This window comes from Gelidibacter japonicus (assembly GCF_010725055.1).
Taxonomy (GTDB): Bacteria; Bacteroidota; Bacteroidia; order Flavobacteriales; family Flavobacteriaceae; genus Gelidibacter; species Gelidibacter japonicus.
The window spans coordinates 148,758-166,613 of record NZ_BJKB01000001.1; the positions used below are offsets into that span (position 1 = coordinate 148,758).

Sequence of the window (17,856 nt, forward strand, 5' to 3'; positions counted from 1 at the left end):
AATTTTATAGATATGAAAGATAATAGATATAGGAAAAAGTTAAAAAGCACTTGGGATATGAAAAACCCAAAGATGCTAACTAAAATATTCGCCTGCTTTTTGATACTTGGCATGATCTCATGTGAGTCATTTGTAGAAATCGATCCACCTAACAATACTATAATAACAGAAAGCATCTTTGAGAGTGACGCTACAATAGAGTCTGCATTGGCTAATATATATTATAAAATGAGGGAAGGAGGAATGGTTTCAGGAAATTTCGGATTGAGTATAGCTTTGGGCATTTATACTGACGAGCTAGAATATTACGGAAACAACAACAATCAATTAAACCTATATAATCATAATGTATTTGCGAACGACATTACAATATCCAGCTGGTGGAATCACGCATATAATATTATTTATGCATCTAATGATATCATTGAAGGCATAGATAATTCAACCACACTATTGCCGGAGACTAAAGCCCAATATAAGGGGCAGGCATTTTTTGTACGCGCATACATGCATAGTTTATTGGTAGCACTTTTTGGTGACATACCATATGTATCTACCACTGACCATGCATCGAATAGCAAGGAAATCCGGATGCCGGTACAAAAAGTATACGAACACATAATAGCTGATCTTAATAATGCAATTACTTTTTTGGACAGCTCAGACGCTTCAAAAGAACGGGTGATACCAAATCAGTCAGCAGCAAATGCCTTGTTATCTAGAATGTATTTATACACCCAAAAATGGGAAAAGGCTGAAGAGACATCAAGTAAGTTGATCAGTACTTTCACTTTAGAAACAGACGTTCAAAAGGTGTTTTTAAAACACGCCTCAGAAACCATATGGCAATTTAAACCCGAAGGGAAAAATATAAAAAACACCCAAGAGGGGCAAATATTGGTAATAAATTTTGTGCCCACTCAAGGTTATGGACTTTCCGATAGTTTATTGACAGCTTTTGAAACGGGTGACCTGAGAGCAACTAATTGGATAAATAGCATTACCAGCACAGATGGTTTAACTACCATCTATTATCCCTATAAGTATAAAGAAACGATTAACACCACTGCCAATTCGTTAGAGTACTCCATCATTTTCAGATTGGCAGAGCAATATCTAATACGTGCCGAGGCTCGCGCTCATTTAGGCGCTATTTCAGATGCCCAAAACGATTTAAATACTATTCGTAATCGAGCAGGTTTGAATGATATAGCAACTACTGATGCCATGGCACTCATTGATGCCATTCATCAGGAACGCCGAGTGGAATTATTTACAGAACATGGCCATCGATGGTTCGACCTCAACAGGATAGGACGAGCGGATGAGGCTTTAAGGGCAATCAAACCTAACTGGAGGCCTACAAATGTCCTATTACCCATTCCGGAAACTGAACTAAGACTAAATCCAAATTTGAAACCTCAAAATTCAGGCTATTAATAATAAAAATCTTTAATATGAAAACCTTATTTATGCTGTCCATCCTAACTAATTTGACGTTATCTGCCCAAACTATTTCACCTGCTAAAGCTCAATATATGGTGTCAAAAACCATCCTAAAGAAGGGTGATGAAGCGACACTAACATTTACCATCACTATCCCTGATAATTGGCATATCTACAGTAATATCCAAAATTATGAATTAGGCCCCTTACCTGCGTCTTTCCTATTTGAGCCAGATACTGGATATAAGCTTTTAGGACCTGTTATACCCATAGGATCAAGACAGAAGTATGATCCCATTTTTCAGGTACAGGTAAATTATTTTGATAAGGCAGGCCAATTTCAACAAAAAATAAAAATAAGATCAGATAACACTGTTGTTAAAGGCTATTATGACTATCAGCTATGTAGTACAACAGAAAACAAGTGTCTTATGGTTACTGAAAATTTCGAATTTAATATACAAACGACACCATGAACATTATGAAAATAAAAATAAACTACATTTTTACGATTCTATATATAGGTTTAATATCTAATATATATGCGCAAAATAATCCAGAATCAAATGGACAAAAAGATTGGGAATATTTGAATCAAATGAAGAACTTTTTTTGCAAAGCTCCAGAAGAATGTAATGAAGTAGATAATATGAACCTTCTGGAATATCTAATATATGTAGACAAACTCTATGCCAGTCGCTCTAAATTAGCTGAAGATTTTCTAGATAAATATCCTGATAATCCGCATTATGATGAGGCGTTGCAATTATTTCTCAGCTCGTATTTCGCCCCAAGGTTCATACCTGAAAAAATTGATAAGGAAAAGGCTGAGATTATATCCAAGTTACCTAGAAAAGGAGACACAAATGCTTGGGCAAAAGCCTACCGTTTATTGCCGGTAGATGAAAAGGCTAAAAAGCGTTGGCTGAACAAAGGGAAGGGATATGTGAATAAAATCCTTAACTCAAACGCTCCAGACGAACGCAAAGTGAAAATTGCAATTTTGTTATTCAACCGGGATTATATCTTGGCGAGTAATAATTATGCTTATTTAATTAAGGATTCGAATGAACAGGATTACTGGGATTCTTTTGAAAAGTTTTATTGGGAATCCATGCAGTTGCGTTTAGAAGAACTTCGGGATACCTATCCCGATTCTGTCACCTTAGCCAAATTTATACAAGCAATACTTGATGATATTAGAGGTTTCTCCCCCAAGCTGGCTAAGGACTACACCGATAGATTTATTTTTGAATTGGAAAAAAACAATTTATTATCCAATCGAAAAGGAACTGAAGCATTACATTTAGGTTTAGCCAACAATTTAAAAGCAATCGAAGCCTGGGAAAAGAATTCGACCAACAAACCTATCGAAATGGCTTTCACCGCTTTTGACGGGAAGTATGTTGACCTTTCTAAAATGAAAGGTAAGGTCATTCTAATCGATTTTTGGTCTACACGTTGTCCGCCCTGTATAGCTGCTATGCCACAATTAAAAGCTATATATGATAAGTACAAAGAAAAAGGCTTTGAAATAATTGGGGTTGCTGCAGATGGGGATAAATCAAGAGATAATATTAAAAAAATATTGAATAAAGCCAATGCAGATTGGCCTCAGTATTTGGATGGAGGTAAAGACGCTACTGTCAGTTATCATTCATTGTATCAAATAAAAGTGCTGCCCACGATGTGGTTATTAGATACTGAAGGAAAAATTGTAGAAAATAAAATTGAACTATCGCAATTAGAATCTTTGATCCGTAAATATTTAGAATTATAAACTCATTCGACCATTAATATAATGCGAAAGTGCAATGAAGAACAGTTGAGGCAAATAACCTCTTATTAGAAAGGCATAATGCTGGTTTGTTTTTACACAACAAGAAAAGGCATCCGATAAGGACGCCTTTTCTGATCAAAGGCAATGCATTAATTATTCTTTCTCAATTCATTGTTTTCGATAGAGCCAAGTTCAGGCGTAGCGTAAAGCTGATAGCCTTCCTGTGTCTTACATAAATCTCCAAATGGGTGTTTAACACAATCAGTCGTTACTGATTGTACACCAGGGATAAACGGATCATCGTAATACCCAGTTTGGGAAGTACTCTTAGCTTCTGTTGCAAATGCCAAACCCATCGCAAACACTATTGCAATAATAGGCAATACGCTTTTTAAAACTTTAGTTTTCATAATATTAAAATTTAAATTAACGATCTACTCTATTGTACAGGTTTTCGACCTTCCCCCTGTCACTACGTAGTATTATTGTTGTTTTTCTGATGATTTAGAAGGCTCAAGCAAGATGCCGAGCACCGCCAAACCAATAAAAAACAAGTTAAATAAGATGTGGCTCCGCCAATCTATTCCCGAAATAACACCCCTACATGAACACGGATTATAGAGGCTGAAATAAAGCGTGTATATGAGATACCCAGTAAATAACAGGATCAATCCCAAAAACGAAAAAAAACCCCAATGTCTGAGTGATGGCCATAGCAGCAAGACCACCACCATAAGTTCAAACAAAGGAATCGTCCACGCCAGAAAAGTAGCAGCCTGGGCTATTGGATGCACTTGAGACAACTGATCTTTAAAAACGGAATAGCTAAAAGGTTTGTTTAAGGCAGCATAAGCAAAAAGAGAGATAAACAACAGAGCCAAAGAGTTGGTGATAAGAATTTGGCCTGTATGTTTTCTTCGATAGGACATCACTTTTTTAGAGCTGTTTAACGGTAACTAAATTAATAGTGCCAAATCAGCAAACATGAGGGAATTAGCATCAAAATTAAGGACAAAGCCATCAAATTTTTATATGAATCCAAGCTCGCGCCTGCACCAGTAGTTTCTGGTCTTCCTAGTCGAATACATCAAAAATTTCTTTCAAATGTCGCTTTCAGCATTCAATGGTGGCCGTGCTGACTCCCAATGAAAGCCGATACAGGATCTGCCGGTCACATTGGTCATCGTCAAAATCGAGCGCCAAATTTTTACGTGGCACCTGATTCACACTCGGACCGTAAAAGATGTTTCCTTCTTTAAGACTCGAAATAGCGTCCATTAAGGCGGAGAATTAAGGTGGGCTGCAATGATTTAATACGGTTAAATGGTGGAGGTTGTTGCTTGGAAGTAAGCAATAATGGATAGAACAAACCACCTCGTCTGCAATTTCTTTTCTGAAATTGCAGCCACTCCTCCTTGAAAAGGAGGAGAATTTTGGAATACTGCTATAATTTGATTGAACGCTTTTATTTTGTTGATGGAAAAAGCTAATAACCACTAGAACGAACCACTTCGCCTGCAATTCCTCTTTGGTAATTGCATCCACTCCTCCTTGGGAAGGAGGAGAATTAAGGTTTTATACTCCTATTTATTTATACTCCTATTTAATTGTATAATTATATCAGGATTTATTCAATAACCTGTATAGTTATTTTTAGGACTGGTCAACAACAAATCCACAAACCATAAGTACAATCGTCAGGATGGGTCAAGCTCATAGAGATACTCCATGTATATTCATAACATGGGCATTTTGGCACAAAAGGCAACAAACGGCACAGATGGAGATAGTGACGAAAAGATCAAAAAGAAGCAGAATAGTACGGATTATCGTAAAAATAGGGAAAGAACAAAAAATCATTCCTCTTCAGAGACATTGCACCATTACGGCAACAATGACAAATCACCTCAGGGTATTACCTATAATTTAGCCTTGGATTCAAAACTGGATATATAAAACAGAGTCCGATGTTTTACGCACCCAGGACTGGTTCTAAAACAAACAAATTGTATAATCCGAGGACAAATAGATAATGTCCTCACAAACTTAAAAATAATGGCAAAATTAAGAAGCTTAATCAAGGTCGAAGGAACTCTGGACGATCTTACCTTTTACTAGGCAGAGAGGGGTATTTAGTATGCGCCAAAGGGGTAACCCATCTATGAGTTTGCTACGGCTTCGCAATGACGCTACTCATTGAGTTTCCGTATCTGCGAGGTATTGCAGAGGGTCAAGCAATCTACAGTCAGTATTTCATAATTATATTTCAAACGTCTCTTGGGTCTTGGCTCTTGGTTCTTGGTTCTTGATTCTTGATTCTTGATTCTTGATACTCTATACTAAATACCAACAGCGAAGCAGTCTTAATTCTAATTCATTTATTATAAAACCCCCGATACCACGCCACAAAAGCCGCAATACCTTCCGCTACTTCCGTATTCGGTTGATAGTTATAGTCTTTTTTCAATAAGTTGACATTGGCATAGGTCTGTTTGACATCACCAGGTTGCATGGGCATCATCTCTTTGATGGCGGTTTTGCCCAGGGCTTTTTCTATGGCCTCAATATATTCCAAAAGTTGGACCGGCTGACTGTTGCCTATATTGTAGAGTTTGTATTTTGAAGTATTGATTGAAGTATCCAATAGGGTGGTGATTACCCCGGCGACGATATCGTCGATATAGGTGAAATCACGGGAGAGATCGCCATTATTAAACACCTTGACGGGTTTGTTGTTGATGATGGCCTCCGTAAACAAGAACATGGCCATATCGGGTCTTCCCCAAGGGCCGTACACCGTAAAAAAGCGTAGACCAATGGTCTCAAAGCCGTATAAATGACTGTAGGCATGTGCCATCAATTCGTTGGCCTTTTTGGTTGCAGCATACAAGCTAATGGGATGATCCACAATGGCTGTTTCTTCAAAAGGCACCGCATCACTATTGCCATAAATACTGGAACTGCTGGCATAGACCAATTTGGGAACTTTATAATGGCGACAGCATTCCAAAATATTTAAAAATCCGGTCAGATTACTATCGGCGTAGGCTTCGGGATTTTCTAAGGAATATCGCACTCCGGCCTGAGCGGCCAAATTACAAACGACGTCGATAGCATAAGTTTCAAAAAGCTTTGGTAAGGCATTTCGGTCTTCCAAATGCATTTTAACAAAAATCATTCGATCGCCATAAGTGGTGCTTGAGGTGTAATTCAATTCTTGGGCGGCTTCTTTTTTGTCAATTCCCAACACGTCCAAACGCGCCAATTTTAAATTGACATCATAGTAATCGTTAATATTGTCAAGCCCTATGACCCTGTGCCCTTTTTCCAAAAGGACTTTAGAGACGTGGAAGCCGATAAATCCGGCCGCTCCGGTAACCAATATTGTTTTTGACATGGTCTTAGTGTTATTTTCCGATGGCATATACTTGGAATCCGATGGTTTCCAAGCTTGACTTATCCAAAATCCCGCGTCCGTCAAATACGAAAGCCGGTTTTTTCATCTCATCATATATTTTTTGCCAATTGTAGGTTTTAAATTCGTCCCATTCGGTTAAAACGGCAACGGCATGCGCATCTTTACAGGCCTCATAAGGATCATGTTCGGCCGTGAGTTGACTTTCATTATCATCTTCAGGACGTGTATTGAGATAATTGAGATCGGATTGCATCTGTTGTGCCGTCACTTTAGGATCATAGACTGCGATATTGGCCTGCTCTTCCATAAGTTGGTCTGCCACATAAATGGCCGCCGACTCCCGGGTGTCGTTGGTGTCCTTTTTAAAGGCCCAACCCAAGAAGGCGATTTTCTTACCAGAAATGGTGTTGTAAAGGGTTTGGATGATTTTGGATCCAAAACGACGTTTTTGATAGTCGTTCATTATTATGACTTGTTCCCAATAATCGGCCACCTCGTTCAATCCATAAGACTTTGCAATATAGACCAGATTTAAAATATCCTTTTGGAAACAAGACCCTCCGAAACCTACCGAAGCCTTTAAAAATTTAGGCCCGATCCGACTGTCTTTACCAATGGCGATGGCGACTTCATTGACATCGGCTCCGGTCACCTCACACAATTCTGAAAGGGCGTTGATAGACGATACGCGTTGTGCCAAAAAGGCGTTAGCGGTCAATTTTGATAATTCGGACGACCAGAGGTTTGTGGTCAGGATATTTTCCAAAGGCACCCAAGTGGCATAAATATCCACCAAGGCCTGAATAGCTTCCAGTCCTTCCTTGGTTTGCTCCCCACCAATAAGCACCCGATCTGGGGCAACAAGATCCTGAACGGCAGTGCCCTCCGCCAGAAACTCCGGATTAGATAAAATCTGGAATTTGACCCCGTTTCCGGTATTGTGCAAAATGCTTTTAATGGCCTGGGCAGTTCTCACTGGGAGTGTCGATTTTTCTACAACAATCTTGTCGGTTTTGGCAACCTTTGCAATTTGCCGTGCACATAACTCAATATATTTTAAATCGGCAGCCATCCCCTTCCCTTGACCGTAAGTTTTGGTAGGTGTGTTGACTGAAATGAAAATCATATCGGCCGCTTCAATGGCCGCATCGACATCTGTGCTGAAGAACAAATTTCGGTTTCTAGCCTCAGCAACCACCTTATCCAAGCCCGGTTCATAAATTGGCAATTTGTCCAAGTCTTTATCGTTCCAGGCGGCAATACGAGCTGCATTGATATCTACAACAGTAACTTTAATGTCGGGATTTTTCTGTGCGATGACCGCCATGGTAGGTCCTCCTACATAACCTGCGCCAATACAGCAGATGTTTTTAATTTTCATGCTTTTATTTTATTTTTAATTCATTCATTTCTGGCAATCTAAAGTAGTCTTCAGTTTTCAGTTTTCAGTCCTCAGTCCTCAGTCCTCAGTCTTCAGTCTTCAGTCTAACTTCAACAACCCGCCCGTACCGCCCGCCTGAACGAAATCATTCGGGCAGGAAAAGGCACGTTCGGGCGGGTCTTAAATCAACATTCATCAATCTTCAATCTTCAGTCTCTATTCTTTTTCAAATGCGAAATTTACAAAAAACCTCGGTTCTTCATGATCTCGTCTTTCTATAATACATTCATTTTTATAGATTTTTGGTTTTCCAAAAACCAGTCGTAGGTCATTTTTATACCGGCATCCAAGTCAATTTTCGCCTGCCATCCTTGATCGCTCAATTTGGATACATCCATAAGTTTACGTGGCGTACCATCGGGTTTTGAACGGTCCCAATGAATGGCTCCTTGGTGTCCCACAATATTCTGGATGGTGTGTGCCAAGGTTTTAATGGTGACATCTTTTCCGGTGCCTACATTATAGAGATGTTCAGGAAGTACATGTTCGAGGGCATGTACCACAGCTTGTGCCATATCGTCAACATGAAGGAATTCTCGCATGGGCGTCCCGCTGCCCCATAATTCGACTGGCTCATTATTCGCTTTTGCATCGTGGAATTTTCTGAGCATGGCGGGTAATACATGCGACGTTCTCAGATCAAAATTATCATGAGGCCCGTAAAGATTGGTTGGCATTAAACTGACAAAATCTTTATTGAATTGTCGTCGGATGGCCTCGCAAGCCTTTACCCCTGCAATTTTCGCAATGGCGTACCATTCGTTGGTGGGCTCTAAACTACCGGTCAACAAATACTCTTCCTTTAAAGGTTGAGGGGCCATTTTTGGATAAATACAGGAACTCCCCAAAAAAATGAATTTTTTGACCTCATGATGATGGGCACTGTCGATCAAATTATTTTGAATTTGCAGATTTTCCATCAAAAACAGGTAAGGATGTTCACTGTTGGCCAAGATCCCACCCACCTTGGCGGCGGCATCAATCACCACTTCCGGACGTTCGTGCTTAAAAAAACGAGCTACCTCATCTTGGTTTCGCAAATCGAGTTCCTTGCTGCTTTTTCCTATCAAATTATCATATCCCAAACGGCTGAGAGCACGCCAAACGGCGGAGCCCACCATCCCGTTATGGCCTGCAATATATATTTTCGTGTTTTTATCCATGGTTATTCATAATAGTTGAGGGTCTTATGACCTCCTTCTTTCAAATATTGTTCCTTCTGCATGAGCTTGACATCACTTTTCATCATGTCTTTGACCAAATCCTGCAAGTTCAGTTGAGGCTCCCAACCGAGTTTATTCTTAGCCTTAGAAGCGTTTCCTATTAAAAGATCCACCTCAGTGGGCCTGAAATATTTAGGATCGACATTTACCACTTCAGTTCCTATTGGCAATTGGAATTTCTGATCATGGCAAGCCGTTACAAAGGCTTTTTCCTTCACTCCTGAGCCTTTAAATGCCACATCTATACCCACCTCTGCAAATGCCATTTTTACAAAATCTCTTACAGACGTGGTCTTTCCGGTAGCAATGACCCAATCTTCAGGTTCATCGGCCTGAAGAATCATCCACATCATGCGGACATAATCCTTGGCATGTCCCCAATCTCTTTTCGCATCCAAATTACCTAAATAGACCCTATCTTGCAAACCGAGGGCAATTCGAGAAACCGCTCGTGTTATTTTTCGGGTGACAAAGGTTTCACCTCTAATGGGCGATTCATGATTGAATAAAATACCATTGCAGGCGTACATCCCATATGCTTCACGGTAATTGACCGTGATCCAATAGGCGTACATTTTCGCCACTGCATAAGGCGAGCGCGGATAAAATGGGGTGGTTTCCGATTGTGGCACCTCCTGCACTTTCCCGTAAAGCTCTGATGTAGAGGCCTGATAGATCCGTGTTTTCTTTTCCATGCCCAACAAACGGACAGCTTCCAAGATCCGCAAAGTTCCCAAACCATCTGTATTGCCTGTATATTCAGGAACTTCAAAAGATACACTCACGTGGCTCATAGCCGCCAGATTATAGATCTCATCGGGCTGAATATCCTTAATCAACCTTATAAGGTTGGTACTATCGGTCAGATCGCCATAATGCAGGAAAAAATTCCGATCCTTTTCGTGCGAATCCTGATATAAATGATCTATTCTATCAGTGTTGAACAAAGAAGAACGTCTTTTGACACCATGGACTTCATAGTCTTTATTCAATAGAAATTCAGCTAGGTAAGCTCCATCCTGTCCCGTAATTCCGGTAATAAGTGCAATTTTTTTCATTTTAAAAATATAATTGAGTTTTAAATAACTTCATAGCTTCGCTGTCGGCAGCTCCAGAACCACGTGCAACCACCTGACTTTTAAGTAAATTGATTTTTAAGCAAATTAACCGAATTTAAGCTCAAAAAGATGCAAAAATAGGATTAATTTATAAAAAGGCTGACAGAATCATTTAATTTTCAACTTAATCACATAGCCCAATTTGTGCAAAACTACCCAGCATTGGTTTCCAGAAATGTATTTCACCGTGCCTTTTTTGGCGGTCAATCCAAAGTCTTTTAAGTCAATTTCACGACCAATTTCAATTTTCTCGGTGGACAGAACCTGATGTTTCTGACTGGCAATATCTTTGAGCACTTGCACTTCTTTTTCAGGCACCACCGCAGGTTCTCCCAACCAAAAAAGATAACGTAGCGCACCGGGAACCGTAAAAACCTGAGAACGCTCCTTATCAGGAACATTAATGAGCAGCATGGACGGCAATAGTGGCACTGTGACTTTCTTTTTACGGTCACTCCATTGTCTGACTTCTATTCGCGTGGGACAACAGACCTCGAAACCATTTTCCTGCAGACGTTCAGCGACTTTAAGTTCGTGTTTGGGCTTTGTTATGAGTACGTACCAGGGCATGAAATTCACTTTTAGATTATTCGGGTGTTCAAAGATATGAAAGTGTGAGACAAAATCACGACTTCTGAAAACCTCTAAATCTAAGATGGCGCATTTTCTAACCGATCAATTTGAATTCCTGCGGACTTCCAACCCAACCAATCTCGAAAATCTGGCTCCGGCGAAACAAACCACTATGGATTGGAAATTCATGGTTATATTTTGGACGATTGAAAGTCTTCTTCACGAAATAGCCATAAAATAATATGAAAAACCCCCAATTATTCGTAATCCTAAAAGCCATCAGGACGTGGCTAAAATATTTATAGAAACTAAAGCAGCTGTAATGAATCTCGAAGACGCTGCACTTGGTATCAACATCGCATATTTCAAAAGGAATGACCTTAATTAAAATTAGAGATGTCGTTCCAACGGAACTCGATGTAGTGTTGAGGCCAATGACCATCGTCGATGCAATTTACAGCTAGGTCCAATCAAGTTATTTGCATTCAACCATTAGGATAAAACGGTAGCACCGAATATAAGCATCGTGGATTATTTATCTATCTGTCTTTCAGAACAAAGTCCTTATTTCCGCTTACTTTAGTTATCGAATAGCATTTGTAAATGCGCATTAAAAGATGGAAGTGTTTTGGACATTAGTTCTTTATCGCTACTTTTATGTCGATTTTTTCAAAATTTTAATATCAACTTAAATAAATCCCTTATACTTTTGCACAAAACTCAGTGGATGCTTATTAGAATTCTGATGAAACCGATGATTGTCATATGCTTGTTACTATCAATGGCATTGCCTGTTCTGGGTCAAGACATTGCCGCTTTTTCAGGAACCAAGACACCTGCAACTGCTACGGTCCCCAACATCACTGCTGAACCATTATCCCGAGGTCCAGGTCTGACCGTTAGCGGCGGACCAACGTTTAGTAGCGGCAACTGGACTTCCGACAAAAAACTGGACAGTAGGGACTATATCCAATGGTCGGTTGCCGCCGATCCAGGTTATATCATAAACATCACTGAATTACAAATTAACTTTGACAGAGATCCGGATGGATTTTCTCATTTTTTTACGGGCAACGGGCCTGCAAAAATAAGAATCAGAACCAGTTTGGACGATTTCAAATCTGATATCTATGCGCATGACAAGGTCAGCAACTCAGGACAATCCCCAACCATCGAAACGGCACTACGATCGGCTCCAGGTGACACCATAACGTTCAGACTCTATGGCTTTGCCGCCAATATCGGAATGTTGGGCCCTTTGGGCACTTTGGACATTGAAGGCGGTTTGGGTACAGTTTTGGGGCTTGAGAATACGGGAATTCGCCTGGCAGGCAACGTCATCTACGATGGCCTACAATACAGTAATGGGACCTGGATCCCCCATGCCCCCACTGCAAGAACAAGAGATGAAAACGTCATTATTTACAATGGCATCTATACGGAAACCAACCAAGTACAGGTCAAAAACCTAAAAGTCAATCCTGGCGCTGGAATTGTCATTGAAAAATCGGGAGCCATTACCGTCAATGGCAATTTGTTTACCGCAAATAATGTGACCTTGAAATCTGGATCAGACGAATTTTCGAGCCTGATCGTGACGGGCGAAGTGGCCGGAGCGGTCACCTACGAGCGTCAGATGAAAACCAAAACCATGCTGTCAGGTTCAGGCAATGAACTTCTTATCTCAGCTCCCGTAACGGGAGAAACCTATGATGTGTTTAGAACAGCAAACCCAAATATTGTCAGCAATGAGACCAACTCAAGGTTTTTATTTGGGCCGTTTGACAAAGCAAATGCGGCATTCGCCTACTATTCAAAAAAAGACAAGGCGCCATTTGAAGCTGCAACAGGCTACCAAGCAGCATCAACCAACAATGGCCACTTCACATTCAAAGGAACTGTGAACACTAACGCCATCAAAAAAGAGATTTCACATTCAGGACCGGCCTTAGCCGAATGGAACCTTATAGGAAACCCTTACCCTTCGTACCTCAAGGTGTCCGATTTTCTAACAGCCAATGCGGAGCAATTCGCCTTGACCTCATCTGGGATCTATAGCTATAATGGCGATGCCTCATTGGGCTGGAAGGTTTATAACCTCGCCTATCTTACGCTACATCCCCAAACAAAACTAGCTCCCGGCCAAGGATTTATGGTCGCTTCCAAAGATGGTGGCGGGACCATCAGTTTTACCCCAAAGATGCGCAGCTTAGGCAAGCTGAACACATTTAGTGTTGGCCAACCCTCAATCGATGACAAGGTGGGTTATTTAAGATTAAATATGAGCAGCGGCATCCATAATTACAACACCGAATTTTATTTCAATCAGCACTCCACAAAAGGCCTGGACCCAGGATATGACGCCAGCATTTATGGGGGCAAGGCGCCTGTCTTTTCGATATTCTCACATTTGTTGGAAGACACTACCGGTCTTGACATGGCTGTCCAATCACTGGCCTACAACGATCTTGCCAATGATACAGACATTCCCTTAGGACTGAACGCTACTAAAGGTCAGCACATTACTGTAAGCATGGCTGAGGCCTTACTACCAGAGGAAACGGAAGTCTATTTGGAAGATCAACTGGAAGAGACCTTCACCTTGTTGAATCTGGACGATTATCGCTTTATAGCAGATGCCAATTTATCCGGTACTGGTCGTTTCTTTTTACATCTCGTAAATTCCACCTTGTCCTATGGCGGCAATGGGCTGAGCGAACATCAATTGTACACGACCAATGGTGCCCACATGCTACACATCAAAGGGAACATAACGTCAGATACCCTTGTCTCTGTGTACGATACCCAGGGGCGACTCATGCACAGCCGACAACTTGATGGGCAAGACAAAAACAAGACATTGGACCTCTCCATATTATCCAACGGGATGTATATTGTAAAATTAAGGTCTGGTTCTATGGAGAAGATTAAGAAAATAGTTGTATATTAAGACTCCAACTTTAAAAGTTCAACAGACTGATTTTAAGAGAACTACCGAAATCACACCTCAGTTTATTTTTTTTATCGACAAACGGTAAAGATAGACGCTAAAAATGATTTAACTTTCAATATCTTTGCAAACAAGTTAACAAACGGTATAACCCAAATTAACAGTATATTATGGCAAAAAACTACAATCCTTGGATGCTATTGGTCATCCTTCTTATAAGCATTAATTTTTCTTTTTCGCAATCCCACCATACAGTTACTTTTACTGGGAATGCCAGCGATTTTAATCCCAATGAAAAAATTACCGGGGGTGATAACGTTGATTATTACGTCACATTTGACGAGACGAAAATGTATTTTGGAGCGTTTAGAACAAACGGTGCAACCTTTACTCCACAAGATTATTTTACAATATATCTTGATACAGACCCTCAACCAAACTTAATAGGGTATCCAGGCACCGGTTCTACTGTAGGAAGGACTTTGAATGGTAGAACACCTACTTTTCCTTATAGTGCTAATCATACAATTACCATAAGAAACAGTGGTGTTGCTGGAGAATCCTACCACTATATATATAAAGGCAATGGCTGGTCAAACCACGGGGCGCCTGGAACCAATCCTACAAGTTATACACAACGCACTTCCTCAACAGCGTTAGAAATCGCCATTCCAAAATCTCAAATAAACTCTGCAAAAGGTATTTATTTTAGCATGTATATGTCTAATAGTAATGGGTTTTTCGGTTATGGAGATGCTGGATATCCAATTAGCTTTAGTGGCAATGCTAGTTCGGGCTACTTTGGTGGTATTGGCATTAATGCCACGACAGTTGTACCAACAGAACATACAAACACTCCAATTTTACACACACTTCCTGCGGGCGCAAACCCACAACCTGATGGAAAATATGCGCATATTGACATCGACGGCAACTATTACTACTATGTGGAAGGAGATATAGAACTTGTAGCAGGAGGCACCGCTACAATAGCAGGAGGTAACGCCTTGATAGTTGATGGCACTTTCACCAATAACGGTTTGATCACTTTACAGTCCACTTCAACTTTATATTCAAGTTTAATCCCTACATCGGTTGATGGTACAGGCACAATACGATATAACAGGCATGTTAACAGAAATGGCATTGGTAGTCAAAAAGATTTAATATCAGCACCACTTACCGGCCAGACTTTTGGAGCATTTGCAGCTGTTAACCCTAATATCGTTAGTAATCCCAGTGACCGCACTCAAAAAGGCTTTGGCCCCTTTAACAAAACAACTGGTGACTATGAAACTTATGATACCGTCAACAACGCGAACACCATTTTAACACCCGCCGTCGGCTATAGAGCGGCTTCAGTTGTAGTTGCTCCTTCAACTTCTGGCGGACCATTTACGTTTACTGGAGATATAAACACAGGTGTAGTTAGTATTCCCATATTAAATACAAACAACGAATATGCACTATGGAACCTTATTGGAAATCCTTATCCTTCCTATATCAGCATGAGACAATTCATTAACGACAATTTAAATGAACTCAATCCTACCTTGTTTGGTATATATGGATACACTGGACACAACCCTGGAGTTTGGGAGACCGTGAATATAGTTAGCAGTGGTAATCGTTTGATAGCTCCTGGACAAGGTTTTTACGTACTTGCCAAAACTACTGGAGGTACAATTAGCTTCAACCCTGCCATAAGAGCTCCTGGAGACACCGATGATTTTATACTTAATAGATATGCCGCGCAAGATTCTCAAGCCAGCATACGCTTAACGATGACAAGTGGCTCAAAATATTATCACACGGATATCTTTTTTGACATAGCAGGCACACTAGGTTTCGATCTTGGCTATGATTCCGGAGTATTAGGTAACCATCCGTTTTCGATATATTCCAAATTGGTCGAAAACAACAATCCTGAATACAATATTCCATTTGCTATACAAACTTTACCTTATAGCATTTTAGACTCTGAGGTTGTGGTTCCTATTGGCATCAAAGCTACGGCAGGTGAACAGTTAACAATAAGTGGCATAAACACTCCATATCCACTACCTCTGCCTTACGAGGTTGATGTTTATTTTGAGGATAATATTGCCAACACCTCTACTCTCCTTAAAAACGGAGATCATATTTTTACACCAGACAGTGACCTGTCAGGATCAAATAGATTCTCGTTGAGATTCACGAATAGCACACTAAGTGTGGACAGTTCTCATTTTGATGATCTACAAATTTACAGCCCGTACAAATCAGGCCATCTTATAGTAAAAGGTCAGATTTATGAAAACTCCAAAGTAGAAATTTATGATCTGAATGGACGTTTATTGCGAAACGTTGTTCTTTATAACAATCAATCATTAAACCGAATTGATATAAGCGGCCTGTCGTCAGGAATCTATATCATAAAAATCAACAATACAACAGGTTCTAAAATAAAAAAAATACAGGTTCATCAATAAACTACATCACCCAGATTTAACTGAAACTATTTATCTCTTAAGAAGATCACTATTTATTTGAAGCATGAAAAAGAAAAATTATAAAACTGAAATAACACGAAAAGAAGCTTTGCAGCGCATGGGCAAATACGCAGCCCTTACCGCCGTTGGCACTTTTGTTATATTGAATCCTAAAAAAGCACAGGCTCAATCCCCAGATCAACCTAAGGACCCAGGTGACGGCTGGGAAGGATGGGATTAAATTATTTTTATTTGAAAATTTGAAAACTGATCTAAGCCCCAAACACATTGCAAAATTAGACAACAACTCTATTCTATGGTTTGAACCTTCTAATCAATATATTGTCATTTCAGATGCTTTATGGGCTATTGTAGCGCGATACTTGGATTGCCCTACTCAAAAACATTTTGTAAGCCAATTACAAAGCACTTACAATATATCACTCAAGAAAGCAGAAGTTTACTATAATGAAATTACCGAATTACTAATCAGCTCAAATCAAAAGCAAGAAATTGAACTAAACAATCCTAAATCTCTACTAATGTCCAACCAAGCTATAGTGGAGGTTTACCGTTTTGGAAACACTACTATTAAAATAAGCTTTGGTTCTGAAAAAATCAGAGAACGTATTCATCCGCAATGGGCCCACTTAGCAACAATTCAATCTGGGTCTATAACATTCCATTTCCATCTTTACAACGATTTAAATCATATTTATCTATTTAAAAATGAGCTATATATTGCGGATTATCCGTTAACAGACTATCATTTACTACAAGGTCAGTTCGCACTCCAGATCATCAATAGCCTTTATAATAAAACTGAATCCGATTGGATTGCCACCTTCCATGCGTCCACCGTGTGCAACGATAAGGAAGCCATAATGATCATAGGCGATTCCGGAAACGGCAAGAGTACCTTAGCCGCCGTTTTGATGGCCAATGGCCTTGATGTTTTGGCCGACGACTTCTCGCCTTTGTCAGCAGAAAACCAAGAATTGTACCGCTTCCCATCGGGCATTTCAGTTAAAGAAGGTGCTTTTAGCACTTTGAAACCCATGTTTCAGGATTTTGAGCAATTTCCTATTTATACCAGTACCTCAAAGAATGTAAAACTTAAGTACATTCCACCTATGGCCGACTTTGGTAAGGCCGCATCACATTTCCCGTGTCAAAAAATCGTCATGGTCAATTATGATGCGAATGCCAAATCAGAAATGAAAACAATCAGGATTGAAAAAGTTTTGGAAACCTTGATCCCAGAGTCATGGCTATCTCCCTTGGCTTCAAATTCCAGGCTTTTTTTGGATTGGCTAAAGGAAGTTTCCTGTTATGAGCTCACCTACTCAGACAATAGCATTGCTGTTTCCCAATTTAAAAAATTATTCGATTCCTAATGTCACCCCATTCCACAATTGTTTCCTTAAATTTGAAGC

The 17,856-nt window shown here is 40.0% G+C and carries 17 protein-coding genes; 9 read left to right on the forward strand and 8 right to left on the reverse strand.

Going from position 1 to position 17,856, the window contains the following annotated elements; translation table 11 throughout:
* Nucleotides 1-12: 12 nt before the first annotated feature.
* From G6N06_RS00640 to G6N06_RS00650, 3 genes are read left to right on the forward strand one after another with little or no spacing between them, the layout of a single operon-like run.
* Nucleotides 13-1,440 carry a RagB/SusD family nutrient uptake outer membrane protein gene (locus G6N06_RS00640; RefSeq protein WP_240337921.1) on the forward strand — a complete coding sequence of 476 codons (1,428 nt, stop codon included), beginning with the start codon at nt 13-15 and terminating at the stop codon, nt 1,438-1,440.
* A gap of 17 nt (nt 1,441-1,457) precedes the next feature.
* A complete protein-coding gene (locus G6N06_RS00645; protein WP_163514124.1) occupies nt 1,458-1,922 on the forward strand; it encodes a protein-disulfide reductase DsbD domain-containing protein in 465 nt (154 codons plus the stop codon).
* Nucleotides 1,923-1,927: 5 nt separating this feature from the next.
* Nucleotides 1,928-3,226 carry a TlpA family protein disulfide reductase gene (locus G6N06_RS00650; RefSeq protein ID WP_163514125.1) on the forward strand — a complete coding sequence of 433 codons (1,299 nt, stop codon included), beginning with the start codon at nt 1,928-1,930 and terminating at the stop codon, nt 3,224-3,226.
* 149 nt (nt 3,227-3,375) lie between these two features.
* Here the strand turns inward: G6N06_RS00650 and G6N06_RS00655 are convergent, their stop codons facing one another.
* The 3 genes from G6N06_RS00655 to G6N06_RS00665 all read right to left on the reverse strand — a co-directional run bounded on the left by G6N06_RS00655 (nt 3,376) and on the right by G6N06_RS00665 (nt 4,504).
* Nucleotides 3,376-3,636 (reverse strand): DUF6520 family protein, encoded by a 261-nt coding sequence (locus G6N06_RS00655; protein ID WP_163514126.1) that lies wholly within the window; start codon nt 3,634-3,636, stop codon nt 3,376-3,378.
* Between the two features lie 72 nt (nt 3,637-3,708).
* A complete protein-coding gene (locus tag G6N06_RS00660; protein WP_163514127.1) occupies nt 3,709-4,155 on the reverse strand; it encodes a MauE/DoxX family redox-associated membrane protein in 447 nt (148 codons plus the stop codon).
* A 184-nt stretch (nt 4,156-4,339) separates the two neighbouring features.
* On the reverse strand, nt 4,340-4,504 hold the full coding sequence (locus G6N06_RS00665; protein ID WP_163514128.1) for a hypothetical protein: 165 nt from the start codon (nt 4,502-4,504) through the stop codon (nt 4,340-4,342).
* Between the two features lie 450 nt (nt 4,505-4,954).
* Between G6N06_RS00665 and G6N06_RS00670 the strand changes: the two genes are divergently transcribed.
* Nucleotides 4,955-5,182: a hypothetical protein gene (locus G6N06_RS00670; RefSeq protein WP_163514129.1), complete on the forward strand. Its 228-nt coding sequence runs from the start codon at nt 4,955-4,957 to the stop codon at nt 5,180-5,182.
* A 418-nt stretch (nt 5,183-5,600) separates the two neighbouring features.
* Here G6N06_RS00670 and G6N06_RS00675 read toward each other — a convergent pair whose 3' ends face one another.
* The 5 genes from G6N06_RS00675 to G6N06_RS00695 form a co-directional block, all read right to left on the reverse strand.
* Complete coding sequence (locus tag G6N06_RS00675; RefSeq protein WP_163514130.1) at nt 5,601-6,623, reverse strand: NAD-dependent epimerase/dehydratase family protein; 1,023 nt, start codon at nt 6,621-6,623, stop codon at nt 5,601-5,603.
* A 10-nt stretch (nt 6,624-6,633) separates the two neighbouring features.
* Nucleotides 6,634-8,025: a UDP-glucose 6-dehydrogenase gene (locus G6N06_RS00680; RefSeq protein ID WP_163514131.1), complete on the reverse strand. Its 1,392-nt coding sequence runs from the start codon at nt 8,023-8,025 to the stop codon at nt 6,634-6,636.
* A 275-nt stretch (nt 8,026-8,300) separates the two neighbouring features.
* Nucleotides 8,301-9,248: a GDP-L-fucose synthase family protein gene (locus G6N06_RS00685; RefSeq protein ID WP_163514132.1), complete on the reverse strand. Its 948-nt coding sequence runs from the start codon at nt 9,246-9,248 to the stop codon at nt 8,301-8,303.
* A 2-nt stretch (nt 9,249-9,250) separates the two neighbouring features.
* Nucleotides 9,251-10,366, reverse strand: a complete 1,116-nt coding sequence (gmd, locus tag G6N06_RS00690) for a GDP-mannose 4,6-dehydratase (protein WP_163514133.1) — start codon at nt 10,364-10,366, stop codon at nt 9,251-9,253.
* Between the two features lie 168 nt (nt 10,367-10,534).
* Entirely contained in the window at nt 10,535-10,996 is a 462-nt protein-coding gene (locus tag G6N06_RS00695) for a UpxY family transcription antiterminator (RefSeq protein ID WP_163514134.1), read from the reverse strand.
* A gap of 85 nt (nt 10,997-11,081) precedes the next feature.
* On the opposite strand from G6N06_RS00695, the gene G6N06_RS00700 reads away from it, so the two are divergent.
* From G6N06_RS00700 to G6N06_RS00715, 5 genes are all read left to right on the forward strand, one after another.
* The gene (locus G6N06_RS00700) at nt 11,082-11,240 is read left to right on the forward strand and encodes a hypothetical protein (RefSeq protein WP_163514135.1); all 159 of its coding nucleotides are present in this window, start codon (nt 11,082-11,084) and stop codon (nt 11,238-11,240) included.
* Nucleotides 11,241-11,726: 486 nt separating this feature from the next.
* Nucleotides 11,727-13,949, forward strand: coding sequence for a T9SS type A sorting domain-containing protein (locus G6N06_RS00705; protein ID WP_163514136.1), 2,223 nt, complete (start codon nt 11,727-11,729; stop codon nt 13,947-13,949).
* Between the two features lie 170 nt (nt 13,950-14,119).
* Nucleotides 14,120-16,420, forward strand: a complete 2,301-nt coding sequence (locus G6N06_RS00710; RefSeq protein WP_163514137.1) for a T9SS type A sorting domain-containing protein — start codon at nt 14,120-14,122, stop codon at nt 16,418-16,420.
* A gap of 64 nt (nt 16,421-16,484) precedes the next feature.
* Nucleotides 16,485-16,661 carry a hypothetical protein gene (locus G6N06_RS19670; RefSeq protein WP_205334699.1) on the forward strand — a complete coding sequence of 59 codons (177 nt, stop codon included), beginning with the start codon at nt 16,485-16,487 and terminating at the stop codon, nt 16,659-16,661.
* 19 nt (nt 16,662-16,680) lie between these two features.
* Nucleotides 16,681-17,817 (forward strand): phosphoenolpyruvate carboxykinase (ATP), encoded by a 1,137-nt coding sequence (locus G6N06_RS00715; protein WP_163514138.1) that lies wholly within the window; start codon nt 16,681-16,683, stop codon nt 17,815-17,817.
* Nucleotides 17,818-17,856 lie beyond the last annotated feature (39 nt).

What these genes read in the sequence shown, in the direction of transcription:
- G6N06_RS00700 (WP_163514135.1), top strand. Translation starts at nt 11,082, where the DNA reads ATGGCGCATTTTCTAACCGATCAATTTGAATTCCTGCGGACTTCCAAC.
- G6N06_RS00675 (WP_163514130.1), bottom strand. Translation starts at nt 6,623, where the DNA reads ATGTCAAAAACAATATTGGTTACCGGAGCGGCCGGATTTATCGGCTTC.
- G6N06_RS00670 (WP_163514129.1), top strand. Translation starts at nt 4,955, where the DNA reads ATGTATATTCATAACATGGGCATTTTGGCACAAAAGGCAACAAACGGC.
- G6N06_RS00655 (WP_163514126.1), bottom strand. Translation starts at nt 3,636, where the DNA reads ATGAAAACTAAAGTTTTAAAAAGCGTATTGCCTATTATTGCAATAGTG.
- G6N06_RS00710 (WP_163514137.1), top strand. Translation starts at nt 14,120, where the DNA reads ATGGCAAAAAACTACAATCCTTGGATGCTATTGGTCATCCTTCTTATA.
- G6N06_RS00705 (WP_163514136.1), top strand. Translation starts at nt 11,727, where the DNA reads ATGCTTATTAGAATTCTGATGAAACCGATGATTGTCATATGCTTGTTA.
- G6N06_RS00650 (WP_163514125.1), top strand. Translation starts at nt 1,928, where the DNA reads ATGAAAATAAAAATAAACTACATTTTTACGATTCTATATATAGGTTTA.
- G6N06_RS19670 (WP_205334699.1), top strand. Translation starts at nt 16,485, where the DNA reads ATGAAAAAGAAAAATTATAAAACTGAAATAACACGAAAAGAAGCTTTG.
- G6N06_RS00640 (WP_240337921.1), top strand. Translation starts at nt 13, where the DNA reads ATGAAAGATAATAGATATAGGAAAAAGTTAAAAAGCACTTGGGATATG.
- G6N06_RS00645 (WP_163514124.1), top strand. Translation starts at nt 1,458, where the DNA reads ATGAAAACCTTATTTATGCTGTCCATCCTAACTAATTTGACGTTATCT.
- G6N06_RS00660 (WP_163514127.1), bottom strand. Translation starts at nt 4,155, where the DNA reads ATGTCCTATCGAAGAAAACATACAGGCCAAATTCTTATCACCAACTCT.
- G6N06_RS00685 (WP_163514132.1), bottom strand. Translation starts at nt 9,248, where the DNA reads ATGGATAAAAACACGAAAATATATATTGCAGGCCATAACGGGATGGTG.
- G6N06_RS00695 (WP_163514134.1), bottom strand. Translation starts at nt 10,996, where the DNA reads ATGCCCTGGTACGTACTCATAACAAAGCCCAAACACGAACTTAAAGTC.
- G6N06_RS00665 (WP_163514128.1), bottom strand. Translation starts at nt 4,504, where the DNA reads ATGGACGCTATTTCGAGTCTTAAAGAAGGAAACATCTTTTACGGTCCG.
- G6N06_RS00680 (WP_163514131.1), bottom strand. Translation starts at nt 8,025, where the DNA reads ATGAAAATTAAAAACATCTGCTGTATTGGCGCAGGTTATGTAGGAGGA.
- gmd (WP_163514133.1), bottom strand. Translation starts at nt 10,366, where the DNA reads ATGAAAAAAATTGCACTTATTACCGGAATTACGGGACAGGATGGAGCT.